We start from the raw sequence: 17,220 nt of genomic DNA on the forward strand, positions 1-17,220 counted from the left end.
CACCATAAGCACCACCTCCGATTGGAAATAGCCACCGCCTTAACTTCTCTACAAAATACCATTATACAGGGAATCTATATCACTATCCAAGTTTTAAAACAAATTTGCCTGATCGCTATATTACTAGTGAGAACCAATTTAAACGGATTAACTTTCAGGTTAATCCTTATATTACTAGTAGGACACGGACAAAATTTGAAAGAAGGCTTTAAAACTTGGTGACGTAGAACAGTAAGGCGCTTGATAATTATAAAAATAATAATACAAATGCAAACAAATAAGAAAGAAGATTTTATAATGTTGAAAGTTATACAATTATTTATAGGTCAATCATGGGAACTAATTTTAAATATCATCCAATGGATTAGCATTAACATATCGGTAGGTTGGTTAGCATTCGGATTAGCAGTAATAACATTTTTAAGAAGCTGTTTAGTATCTTTGATTTTGACCAAATAATTTGATAAACTACTGTCAAAAAAGTTGGTGATCATATGCAACATTTTAGTCATCATTACCAAAGCGATATTTCTCGGCAACAATTCGATTTGATCCGCCAAGATCTGGAAGCTTCAAGAAAACGAACTCATCCAAAACACATTGATCCTTATGATATCTTCTGTGCCATGCTCTATGTCCTTAAAAATGGTTGTACTTGGCGTGATTTGCCGGCTGATTTTCCAAAGTGGTCCACTGTTTACTACTATTGGATGAATTGGTCGAAAGCCCCCACCCCTGATAAACCAGCTTTATTAACTCAGGTTTTAAAAAAATTGTCGCTGATCGAAGATTAAGGCAAGGGCGATCAGCACGAACTTCGTTCGTCATTTTAGATGCCCAAAGTATCAAGAACACCGCTACCGCTGAAAATAAGGGTTACGATGGTGGTAAGAAGATCTCGGGGATTAAACGGCACTTAGCCGTCGACATCAATGGATTCCCGCAAGCGATCCATATTACCCGGGCTAACATCACTGATCGTGACGGGGCGATTGCACTCATTACCCTTAATTTAGAGCAGTTTAAACTGGTTCGAACCATGATGGTTGATAGTGGTTATACCGGCCAAAATTTTGCTAATGAGATTAGCAGTTTAACGTCAGCCAAGGTAATCGTCGTTAAAAGAAATGAGTTACACCAATTTTCGGTTATCCCCCAACGGTGGCTCATTGAACGTTCATTTAGTTGGTTGGGAAATTATCACCGTTTATGGCGTAACTGTGAGCGTAAGCTCAACACTAGTCTCATGATGGTTTCGTTAGCTTTTATCAGGTTACTTCTTAAAAGATACTAAACAGCTTCTAAGAAATCGTCACAGGAAGCTGAGACAATCTTTTGAATACTCCTCAGGAAACAACAATTTTGAAACAGCTATTTCCATATATAATGACAGTTTAGGAACTGAAGCGTCTCAACTGCTAGGAATAATGGTTACAGACAAGAAATTCTATCTATATCGAAAGTTGTTGCCATACATCATTCGAGTAAAACTTAGATTGTGCAAAGACAGCAATAGTAAGACTACGCATACGACAAGGTCTTGGACATATCGCTTATTTTTATTGTTTATAGATAAGATAAAGTCTAAGAACTATAAAAAGCAATATGAAGATAAGGACTTATATCCTTACCTTCAAATGGTGAATATCCAAAATGGCGATGAAATTGCGGCGACTGGTTTTATTCCCATCAAAAGTCACGAAATGAGAACTATTGTTATTCCTAAAGGGCGCTTTTTAGACGCAGTTAAGAATCGTCTTACGTCTAATTATAAAGCATTAAAGCGCTTCGTTAATAAAAAGCCCGTTTATATTTATTTCATATATCAGACCATGAGTGGCACAGTGAAGGAATTTGTCGTTGAAACAGATTATCAAGACTCCTTGGGAAAAGATTTAGATATGGAATATTTAACAAAAATTCTTGCTGTTCAAGATAAATATAAAACAAAATAAGTTCATATCAAACGGCCATTAGGGTATACCCTAATGGTCTTTTTTATTTCTGTGCTATACTAGGAATTACAAGTGTTCATTAGAACTGTCCAAAAGGAGAATTGGAAATGGCTAAAATCGGTTATGCACGTGTGAGTTCCAAGGAGCAACATTTAGATCGACAGTTAGCGGCTTTAAAAGACGTTGATAAATTATTTACGGATAAATTAAGTGGGGCTAACACTAATCGGCCAGAACTGCAAAAAATGCTGGCCTATATTCGTGAGGGTGATATTGTAATGGTCACTGAATTAGATCGCTTAGGCAGAAACAACCATGATTTGACTAAGATCATGAACTCCATTCAAAATAAGGGTGCCACCCTAGATGTGTTAAATTTGCCGTCCATGACAGGGATTGCTGATCCTAACTTGCGTCAACTGATGACTAACCTCATCATTGAACTGTATAAGTATCAGGCTGAAAGCGAACGTAAGCGAATCATCGAGCGTCAGCAACAAGGGATTGCCCTCGCCAAACAGCAGGGTAAATATCATGGACGCAAACCCCAATATGCCAAAGATGATCCCCGTTTGCAACATGCTTTTAAGCTTTATCGAGCTGGCATAAGTGACATTGATGTTGCCCGTAATACAGGGATTAAACGGACGACCTTTATCAGATATCGAAAGAAATTCAATATACAAAGATGATGTTTACATGAGAGAATCATAGCAGAGCGGACCACTTGAAACTTCTAACTCCACTAAAATCCGAGAAATGACCAAGAAAAATGACAACTCTTCGAATATTGTTACTTCAAATTAAAATCAAAAATGATTACCTTAAAAATTGAGGTTTTTTAATTAAAATAATATTATTTTATGCTGTGTTATCCGCAATTCTAAATCTGGATCATAGTGATATTTGATAGCTTTGTAGCAGTATGTAAATAAAATTATTATTCTGATAAAAGCAAGCAACGATTGACAATTCTGAGCGTTATTTTTCGAATCATGGCGTTTTTATATTACAATGATCCTAGAAAAAGTAAAGTTATGGAGGCGATTAGATGAGTGATTTGGATCAGACAAACAGCTATCGATACGTCATTGTTGGTGGCGGAGTGGTTGCTGGCTATGCCATCAAGGGAATTCGACAGGAAGATTCAGAGGGTGAGATCTTAATTATTTCGCAAGAGGCGGATGTCCCATATGAACGACCGGCACTGAGTAAAAAACTATGGCTAGATGATGAATTTACTGAAGAGAACATTCAGATTGGTGCTGAAAATTATCCCAATGTGACTTTTAAGTTCAAGACAACGGTTACGGCTATTAATCGGCAAGATAAGGTCATTACATTGGCCGATAGTGAGCAAATCAAGTATGAACAGCTATTGCTAGCAACTGGCGGAGAACCTAGACAAATCCAGGGACCTTCTGATCCACATGTGCTAGTCTTTAGACAGTGGTCAGATTATCGCAAGTTACGTAAATTTAGTGGTCCGAACAAGCGAGTTGTGATCATTGGTGGTGGATATGTTGGTACAGAGCTCGCATCGTCACTGACCCAAAATGAGACTGAAGTTACGATGATTTTTCCAGAAAAAGCGCTGGGTGAGGGTAAATTTCCTGAGTCTATTCGGACTGAGTATGAAGCCACGTTCAAACGCAATGGTGTCACACTGATGAGTGGTCAGTTTGTCCAATCATATCAACGCCAAGGTGACCACTTGACTCTATTGACAAAGGATGGTACGGTGATCGCAGCCGATACGATCATTGTTGGGTTAGGCGTTACGCCGCGGATTAGTTTAGCTGAAGACAGTTGTTTGGATTTAGCTGATGGTGGTGTGAAAGTTAATGAGTATCTCAATACTAGTGACCCAGCCATCTGGTCTGCGGGAGATATTGCCTCTTATCCAGATCACATCTTGGGTCGGCAACGGATTGAGCACGTGGACCATGCCCGACTTTCTGGTGAATTAGTTGGCCGTAATATGGCAGGTGCTCACATGAGCTATCAGCATACCCCATACTTCTATTCCATGATTTTTGATATTTCCTGGCAAGCAATCGGTAATATTGATCCTAAATTGCAATTGATTTTTGATCGGCGAACGCATGGATCGCTTGTCTATTTCATAGATACCGATAAGTTAGTTGGTGTTTTAGTTTGGAATGTTAAGGTGAATCTTGATGATGTTCGCGCATTGCTTGCGAACGCTCCAGCTACAGATGATCTGGTGGGCTCCATTCGAGAGAAGAAGGCTTAGTATCTGGATGAGATATCGGTGAATCATTGCGTCATCACGAATGTACTTTAGAACAAAATGGCCATCATTAACGATTTATTATTTGTCACCCATCTATTAGGAGGCTATATTTTTTATGTCGAAGACAAAAGTTATTGTTGTTGGTGCCTCGCACGGCGGCCATCAGTCGGTTTTGGAACTTACTCACAAATACTCAAACCTAGATATTAAACTATTCGAAGCGGGAGATTTTATTTCTTTTATGTCCTGTGGTATGGAATTATATTTAGAAAACAGTGTAACGAGTATTAATGATGTCCGTAATTTTAAACCTGCAGATCTCGAAAAATTTGGGACAGAAGTATATGCCAATCATGAAGTGACCAAAATAAATCCAGAAAATAAGCAAGTTACCGTGAAAGATTTAAGATCCGGTAAGATACAGAGCTATGATTACGATAAATTAATCTTAAGCTCAGGCGTAACTCCAAACGATTTACCCGTTCCTGGTCATGAGCTAAAAAACGTTTATTCAATGCGCGGCAAGGATTGGGCAGAAAAGATCAAAGCAAAATTATCTGACCCAGATGTTAAAAATATTACTGTTATTGGTGCTGGTTACATTGGTGTTGAAGCTGCTGAAGCCAGCATCAAAGCTGGAAAGAATGTTACATTAATCGACATGATTAATCGGCCTCTGGGCAACTACCTAGATACCGAATTAACAGATATTTTATCAAAAGAATTGACTAGCAAAGGCGTTCAAGTTGTCACTGGCGCTAAGATTGAATGCTATGAAGGGACTGAATCGGTTTCTGCTGTTAAGACCAACGATGCAGAATATCCTAGTGACTTGATCATTCAAGCTGTTGGAGTTAAACCTAATACTGATTGGTTAAAGGGAACGGTTGAACTAGATAAGCGCGGGTGGATTAAAACTGACAAATATTTGAGAACTAATCTGCCTGATGTCTATGCCATAGGTGATGCGGTGTTGGCCTATTCAATTCCTGCTCAGAGGAACATGCCGATAGCTTTAGCCACGGTTGCCCGACGTGAAGCCCGTTATGTAGTGGAACACATCTTTGAGAACACACCGTCTATGCCATTTTCAGGAGTGGTCGGCTCATCAGCATTAAGTGTTTTCGACTATCACTTTGCCACATCAGGTCTGAATATGACCACAGCCCAAAAGGCCGATATTAAGATTAACACATCTTTTTACAAAGACACTTTACGTCCAGCTTATGTCCCTATGGAGAAGGGAAATACAGAGGTCTACGTAGAGCTGGATTACAATCCAAACACTCATCAACTATTAGGTGGTGCTGTATTGTCAACTTATGATATCACTGCCCAAGGTAATGTTATTTCATTAGCCATCCAACAAGGATTAAAACTGGAAGATTTAGCCGAAGCTGACTTTTTCTTCCAGCCAGGCTTTGACCGACAGTGGAGCCTATTGAACTTAGCAGCCCAACGTGCTCTTGGTGAACTTGAGTTTACAAAATAGAAATTGTAACGACCACTTATAACTTGCTGTTTAGGATCACGAATAAATCAAAAAGAGGCTGTGACATAAGTCTCCACAAATAAGACGGTCTAGTGAGAATCTTCGGATTCTCACTAGACCGCCTTTTGATATAATGGAAAATAAAAAAGGCATCGGCCACACCCGATACCCACAGATTATCCCCGAAAGGACATCTAAATATGCAAGACTATTATGGTGGATTGTAAAATTAATCCGAACGCTGTTCGGATTAATTTTACAATCTACCATAACTGCTATACTAAAAGTGAAAAGAAGAGGAGTGATCGTTTTGAAATTGTATCAAAGCCTTACCCAAGTCCAAATCAACGAACAATTCGCTGGTCAAGCAACCGGCTACAAGCTTTCCACGACCCTTGATAAGCCGCTGAACTACGATCCAACGATTCTCTATCAGTATTTGGATACCGTCCTGAAACCGGGCAGTCGCCACGACGAAAACAACTTGCGCTACGTGACTGATCCGGGCTATATCGGCGAAAACTTTAATTACCAAAGCGTCCCGTTTACTTCGCACATGACCGAATTCGACGAGAAGATGGCCTTCGCACGCAAACTGGTGGCCGACCTTAATCGTCATTTATCTGTCAACATCAAACCGGAAGATGAAACTATCGAACTGGTCTTTGTTGACTAAAGCAACCGTGTTGCCCTCCTTTCCTAGTCGCGATGCTTCTCTCCTGATCATTTGCAACTAAGCACGAATTCGCAGCTATACCGCTTTCTTCGCGACTTCCTTTGGTAACGTCAACGCCAACAGCAAGCCAATCAGGCCCACGCCAGCAAACACAGCGAAGGTAACAGCAAAACCGCCAGCATGACTTCGCAGCGTGGTTTGCATGCCATCCAACAACACTGTGGCGAACATGACACCGGCAGAACCAAATAACTGACGAGCCGTCGTCGTAACCGCAGTGCCGTCTGCCACGAGCTCATTCGGCAAAGCATTCGCGCCAGCCGTCACTGAAGGCATCATCACAAAGGCATTGCCGGCTTCAGTCGCCATCGCCAACATAATTGCCCCAATCAGCGGTAAATGATGGGCAAAGACTGCTAACAGACCAAAGCCGCCAGTAATCAACAACATGCCAATCATGGCCACGACACGCGGTCCAAAGCGATCCAGTAGGCGCCCGCTAATTGGATTCAAAATACTCAGCAACACCGCAGCTGGCACTAAGGACAAGCCAGAAATCAACGGTGACAAACCAAGTAGCGTTTGAAAGTAAAGCGGCATCAGGATAGTGGTGACAATCAAACCGACGTATGAAATTCCGGTCAGAAACACCGCTTTAGTAAACATACCAGTGGCAAAAACTCGCATTTGCAACATTGGTGGTTGGCGATTCAATTGCCGAACAACGAAAATACCAGCTGCCAGAACGCCTAAAATCAACAAACCAACCACGCCAACAGTTAAGCCTTTTTTCGACAAAGCACCCAAGGCATAAAGTAGAATTGGAAAACTTGCGGATAAAAGGAAGGACACCCAGTCCAGTTGCGTCGGTTGCAATGGCATGACAGACGCAATGGTCACCGTTGAAACGGCCAGCACAAGCAGCGAAACGACCAAGAAGAACAAGAATAAAGCCTGCCAAGGGAACCATGTCAGCAAAACACCGGAAATAATCGGACCGACTGCCAAGGCTGAGCCCATGACCAATCCCGCCGTGCCCATCACCCGACCACGCTCACTATGCGGCGTAATCGTCAGCAACACGGTCTGGAAACTCGGGAAAATAATCCCGACCGCAATCGCTTCAAGCAACCGGCCAATCATGAGCACGGTAAAACTCGGTGCCCAGATACATAAGCCTGTCCCAATGGCAAAAATGAGTTCAATCGCTTGGAAAAGCCGTTGGAAAGTAACATTATGCAACAGCCATGGGCTAACCGGAATCATCAAGGTCATCACCAACATAAAGCCGGTTGTCAGCCAAGCAACTGTATCCGCTCCTAAACCAAAAGCTTTCATAAAAGCAGGATAAGCGGTGCTTAAAGAAGACTGAGAAATTGACATCGAAAAGGTACCTGTCAGTAACGTGGCGACAAAAGCCCCGCGATGTTTGATCGTTGGAGAGTGCATATTAAAATCATCTTTTTCTATATTAGTATTGTGGGACGTTTACATTTTCATTCCCATTTTTTCATAAGACTGCATACCGCCCATCCAAATCTCAGATGGTTTGACGCCACGTTCTTTAGCCAAGGCCATCATTAACGTATCCATATCCATCAATTTATATTCTTGCTTTGGCTTGGCTGGATCGAATGTTTCAATCTGTGCCATCATGCCGCCATCTTCGTGCTCAATGATATGGCAGTGATACATATAAACCCCTGGCAAATCAAAGCGAACCAGCAGCCGAACCGTTTCACCAGGATTCACGCCAATTGTATCTTTGAAACCATGTTCATTTGGATACGGCGCATGCCCATTCCGCGACAAGACTAAGAATTGGGTTCCATGCACATGGAATGGATGAACCATTCCAGGCGCATCATTGCTATTGGTAACATCCCAGTACTGGGCTTTGCCAATTGGTTGCGTGGCATCAATCCGCTGCATGGCAAACTTTTTACCATCAATCGCAACACCTTCGTCCATCCCCTGCATCACAACGTGGCGAACTGGCAAAGCCGGGTCAACCACTGGTGCCTTCACATCGAACAACTTATCAGGCAAGGTAGTCTGATCCGGTTTGAACGCATGAATGCGGAACTTTAGCAATGGCACATCATCCGTATATAAGGTGACCTCGTCGCCTTCATGGTATTGGCCAAAATCAACAATCACTTCGGCACGCTCAGCACAAGTCAGCATCAAATGGGTAAATTTGACCGGCTCCGGTAACAGTGAGCCATCCCCGCCAATTTGCGTAAATGGCAGGTCATCGGAAAAATGCAACCGCCATTCACGGCGATTAGCACCATCCAGAAAACGCAACCGGACCTTTTGCGTGGTGACATCAAAATAGGGATTGATGTCACCGTTAATCATTGCAGTTGGCCCAGCAACACCGTCAGGATCATAATCAGCCCGGTAGTCCCACTGGTTGTTCTCATGAAAACGCCGGTCTTGCAAAATGACCGGAATATCGTCAACGCCATAGTTCCTTGGCAATGGCAGGCTGGCTTCATGGTCGTCTTTGACAATCACCATGGCAGCCAAACCATGCCAAACCTGCTCGGCTGTGGATGGGCACGGATGCGCGTGCAGCCACAAAGTCGTCGCCGGTTGTTCCAATGTGAAGTCGATATGCTTACTTTCACCCGGATAAACCGGCGCATGGCATCCGCCATCAACATAAGGGCCACTGACATTAGCCCCATGCCAATGAAAAGTGGTCAACTCAGGCAGGGTGTTTTTCAGTGTCACATGCGTATGCTGACCACGGCGATACACAATCGTCTGACCTAACAGACTGGTATTATAGCCCCACGTCTTGGTCTTCGCCCCAGGTAACAGTTGCGTTTCCCCAGCCTCTGCTGTCACCGTGTAATAAACGTCGGTCGCCGTCTCTTTATCCGGTTTCAACAACGGCGGCACATTTAAGGGCTTCTCAGGCGCATCACTGACCTCAAGCGGCACGTACCCGCCATCGTGGAGATCAAACGCTGGCTCATCAAAGAAATAGTCCGTATAGATTTTCATCGTGATTTCCCCCTCTGACAAGAATTTTAACACTTTTTAGGGTTGCCATAAACATAATTTAGAATTAACCTAAAGTAGTATTGAAAAATGGTATAGGTCTTATCCATACACTTGAGGAGGATTTTCATGCAACAAATGTCGAAAACAATGGGCTGGCTCATGCTGGCGTTAAATGTGGTGCTGCTGATTCTAATTGGTACCATGCACAATATGGCAGCGATGTGGTTAATGGGTCTGATTATGACTTTGGACGCTGTGACAGGGTTAGTTGCCGCTTATCGGCCCCAGTCAAGTCAACAACACGCCCACCAGCACTAGTTTGTTAAGAAGTTGCTGCAAGACCTTTCATGGAGTCATTGATCGGCGTTATATGTTGACATATACATATGTTGAATATATCATGTGTCTGTACTTAGATGAACAGTCACATGAAAGAGGGTCGTTTAATGCAGCAACTGTCAATGACGCAGAAACAAACCATGACGTCAGCCTTACGGGTTGAATATTTTTCAACGGCATGGATGGCATTTGAGTGGTAGATTGCAAATTTAATCCGAATTTTTGGACAAATTTGTCAGCATAACCTGATACGGTGTTTGCCAGTCGAGTATTTTAAGCGGTCGCTGGTTAATTTGGAGTAACGTCGTCGTTAAATCTTGAGCACTAATGTGCTCAAAACGAGTCCCTTTAGGATAAAAATAACGTCAATTCCGATTAAAGCGTTCATTACTACCACGTTCAGCTGGCGTATAAGCATGGCAGTAATAGGTCTTAATACCATATTGTGATTCAAGTGATACTAGCCCACTAAACTCAGTGCCACGGTCCACAGTAAAGCTGTGCACCGCACCATTAAAAGTGGTTAGGAACTTAGTTAGGGCTTCATTAACAGTCGCTGTCGTCCGATCTTTTAACCGGTATGCCCAAAGGAACCGTGATTTGCGATCGATTAAAGTTAATAAAACTGCCTTACTATGCCCACGAGGACCAACGACTGTATCTAGTTCAAAATCGCCGATGCGATTACGTTGATTAATCATCATGGACGCTGTTCAATTGATCGCCCCAAAGATTGATTATATTTGGATTGTTGGTCAACGTTACGCCATGTTCGGGTAGATCATTCAAGGAGAAACCAATTCTCTCCTGATTTAGCCAATTATAAATAGATTTAGTAGCTAGTTTAAATTCGTGAGCAATCATTCCTGGTGACCAGCTTAGACGTAAATGGTTGAGAATTTTTTGCTTTAACTCATCGCTCAGCTTAGTTTTCCGACCACATCGTGATCGCTTGTATTCGGCATCTGTTTGTGCTAATTCAGCCTGATAAGGTTGACATCGAGATAATTCATAAGAAATTGTTGACGGTGATCGGTTCAGCCGAACGCCCATTTGGATATTGGACAGCCCTAGTTCACAAAAGGTTTCGATTTTAATTCGTTCGGAATAGGTTATACTAGACAAAAGATCAGCTCCTAAAAGATGGGTTTGTGGTAAACACCATTTTAAAGGAAGCTGATCTTTTTTGTCCGAACAGCGTTCGGATTAATTTTACAATCTACCACACAACCAAAAAGCCATTCATCTCATCACGAGGTGGGTGGCTTTTTTGAGTAAGTTAAGTGACAGCATTGATTGATTGTTATATGATTGTGTATGTCCTAAATGGACACAAGCAACGCTCCTAAGCAAAGCCTGTATGTACTGATTTCAGAAAAGCCCTCTATTCCGCATAATAGAGGAATTTTTTGTGTGCATTCTGCTTAATTTAAACGGACAAGTATACATCTAAAAGGTGAACGTGTCGTCTGAGAGCACGTGATTATTTACTTTTTACTTTGTTAGCATCGCCTGTTTCCAAAGTCTGTATTTGAGTCGTAAGCGTATTTTGTTCAGAATCAGTTAACGATTCAAAAAAAGTTTTTTGTAATTGGGCTAATCCGTTTTGTTGAGTTGAGCTATACCCTAAAATTACCATAGCTTTCATAAAGTTTTTTAGATGATTGTCAATTCTGAGCGTAGTATCAAAAGTAACACCATCTATTTGTTTAGACTTCGTTTTGTTTGATTCGTTTAGAGAAGATATGGAAATTTCTTTTTGGGGCTGGGGCGCCGATTTTCTAGGAATTATTTTGCTTTTATTTGAGTTAGGATTGTGTAAAAGTTCCACCATGCTAGTCCGCCCTTTCAATAATTTCTTGTGCCACAGAATCGTATAATCTAATTATTTTTTTATCGAACTGATCTTTTAGAAATACACCTCTGATTGAATATCTTTTGATTCTTTCCATATTACGAATTAGGGTTTTTAACATGTTTTCTTTCCCAAATTCTTCTTCTGCTACTTCTAATGTGCTGTGATCAACAGGCGCCCCATTCTTTAATAGCACAGGAAGTATACCGAGTAAATTCAAACTAGGTGCTTCGTATTCATCGATTACCTGTTCCTGTATATATTTTAGAAACGATTCGGCACCCTGAAGACTGTGCTCTTGAGTTTGAAGGATAATCAGAACCCAATCTGAAGCGTATAAGGCGCTATCAGAAATTAAGGAAATAGTCGGTGGCAAATCAAATACCACAAAATCATATTTTTCTTTTAGTGAAGCAAGTAGCTTGCTAAAATATGTAACTCTATCTTTATAATTATTTTTAAACTTTTTTTCCATAATCCGTGGGTACAATGAAAAATCTGCGCTTGATGGAATAAAGTCAATGTTTTTATCCAAAGTAACCAACGATCTTGATAAGTCCTCTTCTTGGATTGATGCAAGCAAGGTTTGATTAAATTTAATATCATCGTGGCCTAAATTAGCCGCGGTTTTAAAGTAAATATCTGTAGCGTTTGCTTGAGGATCGAAATCAATTAATAGCGTTTTTTTGCCAGCACGAGCTAGTGCCAGGCATGCAAGCGTGGCATTTGTTGTTTTACCGGTGCCACCTTTAAAATTTCCAAAAGTAATTACTTCACCCATTATACTGACCTCCAATTAAGTATCCTAATATACAAGGATACTTGGATACAAGGATGATAACATACAAAGATACAAAGATACAAGGATACATTTCTTCTCAAAAGCCGTTAAATTAAGATTGACTGCAAGTATCCTAATATACTTAGATACAAGGATACAAGGATACTTAGATACAAGGATATGAATATACAAGGATACAAGGATACAAGGATACATAAAAAGAAATGTTGATTTATCACCAAACAACGAGTAATATTGGTTACATAAAATAGAACATAAAAAAACACCCACCAACGGGAATCGGTGAGCGCCACAAAAAAGTCATCATTGTTTAATGACTATTATATCATGGCCGGTGCGATTTTTAAAGCCCTAGGGGACAAGCTGGGGTCTAAATCCAAGGGGACACGTTTGCCAGGGCGACTTCAATAAGTCTGGCTATACCACAACAAGGTCATCTGTACGGCTGGGTGGTGAATGGTGAGCGCGACCATTAACGGCGCGGGTGGTAAAACGAAGCTTCGGCTTGGTGCCACTGATTAGTTGGTGATCGAACAAACATAAATACGTATTACCAACGCCTGCTAGGGCGTTTTTTAGTAGGCTAAACCGAAAACGTAGGTTTATAATGAGTGGTGGTAGCAATACCGCAATTGTACAGACAAGCGACGGGCGTTAACGACCGACGAACTAAGGGGAAACTTTTAGTAGTAGAATTGTACTCTGGTTCAGTTATTCCAAATAACTGTTTCCAGGGAACAATTCTGCGCTCAAAACGTCACTCCCTCTAAACTGAATGGAAAACCATAACCCGTCAAGTCAAAACCAACATTAGAATCAAGAAAGTTGATGATTTAAAATGCTTGATTTAAGAGATTGTGAGATTGCTTTTACCGGACGTCTAACTACCATGACTCGGGATCAAGCTTTTAGTTTGGCGAAAGTCTTTGGGGCGAAACCACAAAATTGGGTTACGAAACAGACAGATTATTTAGTGGTTGGGTTAATTGAGACGGCTTTAGGTGAGGAGCCCATCACAAAAAAGTTATTGACGGGAACACCAACGATTTCAGAACGGGATTTTTTGGACTGGTGTCAGGCACGATTGGCGCAATGGTCTAGGAGTTTAGGCGGTTAAATTCACAAAGTGAGTTACTGATTTTTTTGGGATTTTTCATCTAGACCACTCCTCTACCGTCAAATTTCACAAAGGCCAAATAACGGATCGTTGTTTTATCAGGGTGAATGGTGGTTACTTGGAATAAGCCCCATTATGTGAAGTAGAAATTGGTATACTAAAAAAGGCTCCCGGATAGATACTCAAAAGTTGGACTTTTCCACAGCCAATTTCTCACCAGCAGAAATTCAAAAGCAAAACCAGGATTTGGTGAACCATGCTAATGATTTCTTAACTGACGAAGATAGTGGCTTACCGGTTTTCTTAGAACCAGAAGCTGTACAACTACTTAGTTTTTGGTGCCGTACCCCGCAACAGATGCGTCGCTTCGTTGGTATTATCTTAAATGCTAAGTACCGAGTTGAGAAGGATCATAAGAACCTGTCTAGTATCTGCTGAATCTGGTAGAATTGTGGAAAACCGACTGAGGAGTGTGTCATGCCAGATTCAGCAGATACTAGACAGGTTCTAAGTGTTATATTTTTGTTTGCCAGCCTTATTGTCTTTTGGATAATCCCAGCCATTGGAATTGCAAAAAATCACCTGGTAGATGAGCTATACCCCCAAAGTTAAAGTAAAAACTTTAGCTTTGGAGGTATTTTTTATGACTAAGATTTCAAAACAACTTAAATTACGAGCTTTAACAGAATACTTCGATGGTCGAGGAGGTCTTAGAGCAATTGCGGGAAAATATCATATATCCCGTAGATTGTTTGAAATGCTTGTTGCCGCTTACCGTACTCACGGCCCGAATATCATATTGGATCCGCCTCAAGTAACGCCTGATTTTAGAGTTGCCCTTGCCCGATGGGCAATTACTAACAATGCTTCCTATACGCAAATCGCTGCTAAGTTCGGCTATCTCGGGACTGCTCAGATTTACCAATGGAAAAAGATTTATCGCAATGAAGGGCCAAATGGGTTATTGTCTATATCAAAAGGACGGAAACCCAAAATGACAAACAAACGAAAGAAACCGACTAAGAAGCGGTCAACTAAGAAGAAACTCACTCCGGAACAAAATCGGCTTAAACAATTAGAAGCTGAGAACCTAGGGTTACGCATCAAAAATGAAGCGTTAAAATTATTGGCCTCGATGAAGCAACGAACAAAGAACTCGCCCAAGTAATCTGCACACTCGAGGCCAAATTCAATCTGGCTGACCTTTTGCGGGTCCTGCCAATCTCTCCAGATACCTTTTTCTACTGGAAACGCCAATTTAAGAAACCAGACAAGGATTGCCAATTGAAACACTTTATTTCTCGTATCTGGAATCACGACCAACACATGGGGGTTCTGCGGATTACCCAGGCCCTCCTGAATGATTTTGACCTTAAGGTCAACCATAAGCGCGTTTATCGGCTGATGAAGGAGTTGGATATCCAAGGGGAAGGTTATCGTAAGAAGATCCGCAAATATGATTCCTCTAAAGGTCCTGAAGGAACTAGAGTCAAAAACAAGTTACGCCGCCGTTTTCAAACCGACCGGCCAAATCAGAAGATGGTTTCCGATGTCACTGAATTTAAGATCCCCGAAACTCAGGAAAAGGTGTATTTCGAACCAATAATGGATTTATACAATAATGAGATCCTAACCTTTGCCATTACTGCCGGCAGTCCCAATCTTGAATTTGCCATGAAACCATTGAATTCCCTAATTGAGTTAATACCAAACCAACCATACAAGCAGTTCCTGCACACTGACCAAGGTTGGCAGTACCGACATCGAACATGGCAGAAGAAGCTCAGAAGCGCTCACATCACACCAAGCATGTCTCGACGAGCAACCTGCTTAGAAGCTGTCTAAAATCTCTTAAGTAATAGTGCTAAAAACGCTAAAACGACCATTTGCAGACTGGTGGTTAATTGACGCTCACAATTTTTCCAAAGTCGCCGACAATTCTCTAGCCAACTAAAAGATCGTTCGACTACCCAACGTTGGGGCATGACTTCGAATCGATGCAACTCATTGCGCTTCGCAACCTGCACGGTTGCGTTTAAATTACTGGCTACATCGAGCTGAAAATTAACGCCTGAATAACCACCATCAACTAAGACATTTTGAACCTGGCGTAAATGCATGGCATGTAAAGCGATCATGGCACTGGCCCCGTCTCGATCAGAGACGTTCGCTCGCGTCATGTGAATGGCCTGCGGAAAGCCATTGATATCAACTGCCAGATGGCGCTTAATCCCCGAGATTTTCTTACCAGCGTCGTAACCTTTGTTTTCAGCAGTAGCGGTGTTTTTGACGCTCTGAGCGTCAACGATAATAAAGGAAGTTAAAGCTGAACGTCCTTGGTAAGTTCGCCGAGCAATGACAATTTTTTTAAAACTTGTTCCAATAAAGAATCAGCCGTAGGCTCAGCTTTAGTTGACCAAATTTTGTAATAGTTGTAAACTGACCGCCATTCTGGGAAATCACCGGGGACTTGACGCCATTGGCAACCGGTTTTCAAGACATATAGGACCGCACAGAAGACCTCGTAGAGGTCATATTTTCGAGGCTTAGTTCGCTTACGAAAATTTTCTAAAGCTGGTCGAATTAATTCAAATTGTTGCCGAGTAATATTGCTGGGATAATTTTTCATAGCTTAAACTCCCTTTTTACATAGAAGTATATCAAAAATCATAGATCTTGGACAGCTTCTTAGATAACGCTTGTATGGAAAGCTTCTTTAACAAGTTAAAAGTTGAGTTAGGCGACTTATCCAAAAACAATTCCGCTGAGGAATTGATAACGGCTGTCAAAAAGTGGATAATCTACTACAATACTGAACGAATTCAAATGAAACTAGGCGGCACATCGCCGATAAAATATCGACTCCGGGCCGCCTAGGAAAGACAAGCAAATATTTACTTTAACTTTGGGGGTACACCTCAAGATGACCGCTTTTTTATTCGACAGTGGTTATTTCCAATGCAGTATTGGTTACAGCTATTATTTGAACGAATCAGCGGTAACCGTCGTATTGTCGTAAGAATTTTACAGATAATGTCTCTGTTTATCACGTATTTTTGCGGGTTACTTATGCTCCTCGTGTTTAGTGCTTTTGATATTAATACAGCCAAGCATTTTAGTGTTTTTATATTATTTGAATATTTACTGGTATCTTCTATCGCCTACGGTTTCAACCAAAAGCTGGCAAAATATACAAGACCAAATAAAGTTGCCGCTAGGTAAGCGCTATGCTAGACTAAGATTAATTTAACAACCGAATAAAGAGATCAAGCTAAGTAGAAAAATCCCCGATTCACGAGGAATCAGGGATTTTGGATTTAGCAAGTAGCTATAGGACAGCTACTTAGATTCAGTCGATTTTCACCGCCAAGTTAAAATCGACTGAACATTGTTCTTAATTTGTAGGTTAATTATACCGCAAACCAGTCCCCGAGGACAAGTTAAGGATAGTTAAAAACAAATTGAAGTCAATGGACTAAGTAGCTAACTGAAGCTATTTAGTCCATTTTTGTTGTTAGAAATTAAAAAAAGTTGCCGACTGGGCAACTCACAAACAGACACATGCTGATGAATTTGCAAAGCCTCACCGCTAAATGAATGCTTTGTAATTCAGTTAGAGCATATCAGATTTGTATTTTAAAGCAAATCAAATGTTTTAGCAACTCTCTTTTGAGACAGCGTGTGTCAGTCAAGAAAGGGAGTTTTAATT

Annotated in this window: 16 protein-coding genes and 3 pseudogenes; 13 read left to right on the plus strand and 6 right to left on the minus strand. The window is 41.3% G+C overall.

Annotated features, from left to right (window positions below; translation table 11 throughout):
- The first annotated feature begins 494 nt into the window (after positions 1–494).
- The 6 genes from GQR93_RS14895 (at position 495) to GQR93_RS14920 (ending at position 6,380) form a co-directional block, all read left to right on the plus strand.
- Positions 495–1,294, plus strand: a protein-coding gene (locus GQR93_RS14895; RefSeq protein ID WP_120270481.1) for an IS5 family transposase whose coding sequence is annotated in 2 segments (ribosomal slippage) — positions 495–783 and positions 783–1,294 — 801 coding nt in all. Because the reading frame shifts where the segments join, the coding sequence is not laid out codon by codon here.
- Positions 1,295–1,496: 202 nt separating this feature from the next.
- Entirely contained in the window at positions 1,497–1,955 is a 459-nt protein-coding gene (locus GQR93_RS14900) for a hypothetical protein (protein WP_136846380.1), read from the plus strand.
- Positions 1,956–2,062: 107 nt separating this feature from the next.
- Positions 2,063–2,647, plus strand: a complete 585-nt coding sequence (locus GQR93_RS14905; protein ID WP_159298855.1) for a recombinase family protein — start codon at positions 2,063–2,065, stop codon at positions 2,645–2,647.
- Between the two features lie 359 nt (positions 2,648–3,006).
- Entirely contained in the window at positions 3,007–4,212 is a 1,206-nt protein-coding gene (locus GQR93_RS14910; RefSeq protein ID WP_002825823.1) for an NAD(P)/FAD-dependent oxidoreductase, read from the plus strand.
- A 115-nt stretch (positions 4,213–4,327) separates the two neighbouring features.
- Entirely contained in the window at positions 4,328–5,704 is a 1,377-nt protein-coding gene (locus GQR93_RS14915; protein WP_024855732.1) for an FAD-dependent oxidoreductase, read from the plus strand.
- 310 nt (positions 5,705–6,014) lie between these two features.
- Positions 6,015–6,380 (plus strand): hypothetical protein, encoded by a 366-nt coding sequence (locus GQR93_RS14920; protein ID WP_003580900.1) that lies wholly within the window; start codon positions 6,015–6,017, stop codon positions 6,378–6,380.
- Between the two features lie 75 nt (positions 6,381–6,455).
- Here GQR93_RS14920 and GQR93_RS14925 read toward each other — a convergent pair whose 3' ends face one another.
- Together GQR93_RS14925 and GQR93_RS14930 are read right to left on the minus strand one after the other, a co-directional pair.
- The gene (locus tag GQR93_RS14925; protein WP_003690687.1) at positions 6,456–7,829 is read right to left on the minus strand and encodes an MFS transporter; all 1,374 of its coding nucleotides are present in this window, start codon (positions 7,827–7,829) and stop codon (positions 6,456–6,458) included.
- Between the two features lie 39 nt (positions 7,830–7,868).
- On the minus strand, positions 7,869–9,398 hold the full coding sequence (locus tag GQR93_RS14930) for a multicopper oxidase family protein (RefSeq protein ID WP_024855733.1): 1,530 nt from the start codon (positions 9,396–9,398) through the stop codon (positions 7,869–7,871).
- A gap of 126 nt (positions 9,399–9,524) precedes the next feature.
- On the opposite strand from GQR93_RS14930, the gene GQR93_RS14935 reads away from it, so the two are divergent.
- Positions 9,525–9,716 carry a hypothetical protein gene (locus GQR93_RS14935; protein ID WP_003576326.1) on the plus strand — a complete coding sequence of 64 codons (192 nt, stop codon included), beginning with the start codon at positions 9,525–9,527 and terminating at the stop codon, positions 9,714–9,716.
- Between the two features lie 128 nt (positions 9,717–9,844).
- Positions 9,845–9,934, plus strand: a pseudogene (locus tag GQR93_RS15345) (cation transporter); the annotation flags it as partial.
- Positions 9,935–9,946: 12 nt separating this feature from the next.
- Here GQR93_RS15345 and GQR93_RS14940 read toward each other — a convergent pair.
- From GQR93_RS14940 to GQR93_RS14950, 3 genes and pseudogenes are all read right to left on the minus strand, one after another.
- Positions 9,947–10,862, minus strand: a pseudogene (locus tag GQR93_RS14940) (IS30 family transposase).
- A gap of 358 nt (positions 10,863–11,220) precedes the next feature.
- Positions 11,221–11,571: a DUF5388 domain-containing protein gene (locus tag GQR93_RS14945; protein WP_159298856.1), complete on the minus strand. Its 351-nt coding sequence runs from the start codon at positions 11,569–11,571 to the stop codon at positions 11,221–11,223.
- 1 nt (position 11,572) lies between these two features.
- A complete protein-coding gene (locus GQR93_RS14950; protein ID WP_015639692.1) occupies positions 11,573–12,373 on the minus strand; it encodes a ParA family protein in 801 nt (266 codons plus the stop codon).
- Between the two features lie 859 nt (positions 12,374–13,232).
- Between GQR93_RS14950 and GQR93_RS14955 the strand changes: the two genes are divergently transcribed.
- The 4 genes and pseudogenes from GQR93_RS14955 to GQR93_RS14975 all read left to right on the plus strand — a co-directional run bounded on the left by GQR93_RS14955 (position 13,233) and on the right by GQR93_RS14975 (position 15,356).
- The gene (locus GQR93_RS14955; protein WP_020923847.1) at positions 13,233–13,511 is read left to right on the plus strand and encodes a BRCT domain-containing protein; all 279 of its coding nucleotides are present in this window, start codon (positions 13,233–13,235) and stop codon (positions 13,509–13,511) included.
- Positions 13,512–13,685: 174 nt separating this feature from the next.
- Positions 13,686–13,943, plus strand: a pseudogene (locus GQR93_RS14960) (replication initiator protein A); the annotation flags it as partial.
- Between the two features lie 211 nt (positions 13,944–14,154).
- Complete coding sequence (locus tag GQR93_RS14970; RefSeq protein WP_054736760.1) at positions 14,155–14,679, plus strand: helix-turn-helix domain-containing protein; 525 nt, start codon at positions 14,155–14,157, stop codon at positions 14,677–14,679.
- Positions 14,680–14,717: 38 nt separating this feature from the next.
- A complete protein-coding gene (locus tag GQR93_RS14975; RefSeq protein ID WP_263863848.1) occupies positions 14,718–15,356 on the plus strand; it encodes an IS3 family transposase in 639 nt (212 codons plus the stop codon).
- Here GQR93_RS14975 and GQR93_RS14980 read toward each other — a convergent pair.
- Positions 15,353–16,140 (minus strand): IS5 family transposase gene (locus tag GQR93_RS14980; RefSeq protein WP_080487858.1). Its coding sequence is split into 2 segments (ribosomal slippage): positions 15,353–15,882 and positions 15,882–16,140, totalling 789 coding nucleotides; the frame shifts between segments, so codons are not numbered across the junction. The genes GQR93_RS14975 and GQR93_RS14980 overlap by 4 nt on opposite strands.
- A 74-nt stretch (positions 16,141–16,214) precedes the next feature.
- On the opposite strand from GQR93_RS14980, the gene GQR93_RS15675 reads away from it, so the two are divergent.
- A complete protein-coding gene (locus tag GQR93_RS15675; RefSeq protein ID WP_159298858.1) occupies positions 16,215–16,388 on the plus strand; it encodes an IS3 family transposase in 174 nt (57 codons plus the stop codon).
- Positions 16,389–17,220: the final 832 nt, after the last annotated feature.

The organism is Lentilactobacillus hilgardii, from assembly GCF_009832765.1.
Taxonomy (GTDB): domain Bacteria; phylum Bacillota; class Bacilli; order Lactobacillales; family Lactobacillaceae; genus Lentilactobacillus; species Lentilactobacillus hilgardii.

What these genes read in the sequence shown, in the direction of transcription:
- GQR93_RS14935 (WP_003576326.1), top strand. Translation starts at nt 9,525, where the DNA reads ATGCAACAAATGTCGAAAACAATGGGCTGGCTCATGCTGGCGTTAAAT.
- GQR93_RS14970 (WP_054736760.1), top strand. Translation starts at nt 14,155, where the DNA reads ATGACTAAGATTTCAAAACAACTTAAATTACGAGCTTTAACAGAATAC.
- GQR93_RS14915 (WP_024855732.1), top strand. Translation starts at nt 4,328, where the DNA reads ATGTCGAAGACAAAAGTTATTGTTGTTGGTGCCTCGCACGGCGGCCAT.
- GQR93_RS15675 (WP_159298858.1), top strand. Translation starts at nt 16,215, where the DNA reads ATGGAAAGCTTCTTTAACAAGTTAAAAGTTGAGTTAGGCGACTTATCC.
- GQR93_RS14930 (WP_024855733.1), bottom strand. Translation starts at nt 9,398, where the DNA reads ATGAAAATCTATACGGACTATTTCTTTGATGAGCCAGCGTTTGATCTC.
- GQR93_RS14945 (WP_159298856.1), bottom strand. Translation starts at nt 11,571, where the DNA reads ATGGTGGAACTTTTACACAATCCTAACTCAAATAAAAGCAAAATAATT.
- GQR93_RS14955 (WP_020923847.1), top strand. Translation starts at nt 13,233, where the DNA reads ATGCTTGATTTAAGAGATTGTGAGATTGCTTTTACCGGACGTCTAACT.
- GQR93_RS14950 (WP_015639692.1), bottom strand. Translation starts at nt 12,373, where the DNA reads ATGGGTGAAGTAATTACTTTTGGAAATTTTAAAGGTGGCACCGGTAAA.
- GQR93_RS14925 (WP_003690687.1), bottom strand. Translation starts at nt 7,829, where the DNA reads ATGCACTCTCCAACGATCAAACATCGCGGGGCTTTTGTCGCCACGTTA.
- GQR93_RS14905 (WP_159298855.1), top strand. Translation starts at nt 2,063, where the DNA reads ATGGCTAAAATCGGTTATGCACGTGTGAGTTCCAAGGAGCAACATTTA.
- GQR93_RS14910 (WP_002825823.1), top strand. Translation starts at nt 3,007, where the DNA reads ATGAGTGATTTGGATCAGACAAACAGCTATCGATACGTCATTGTTGGT.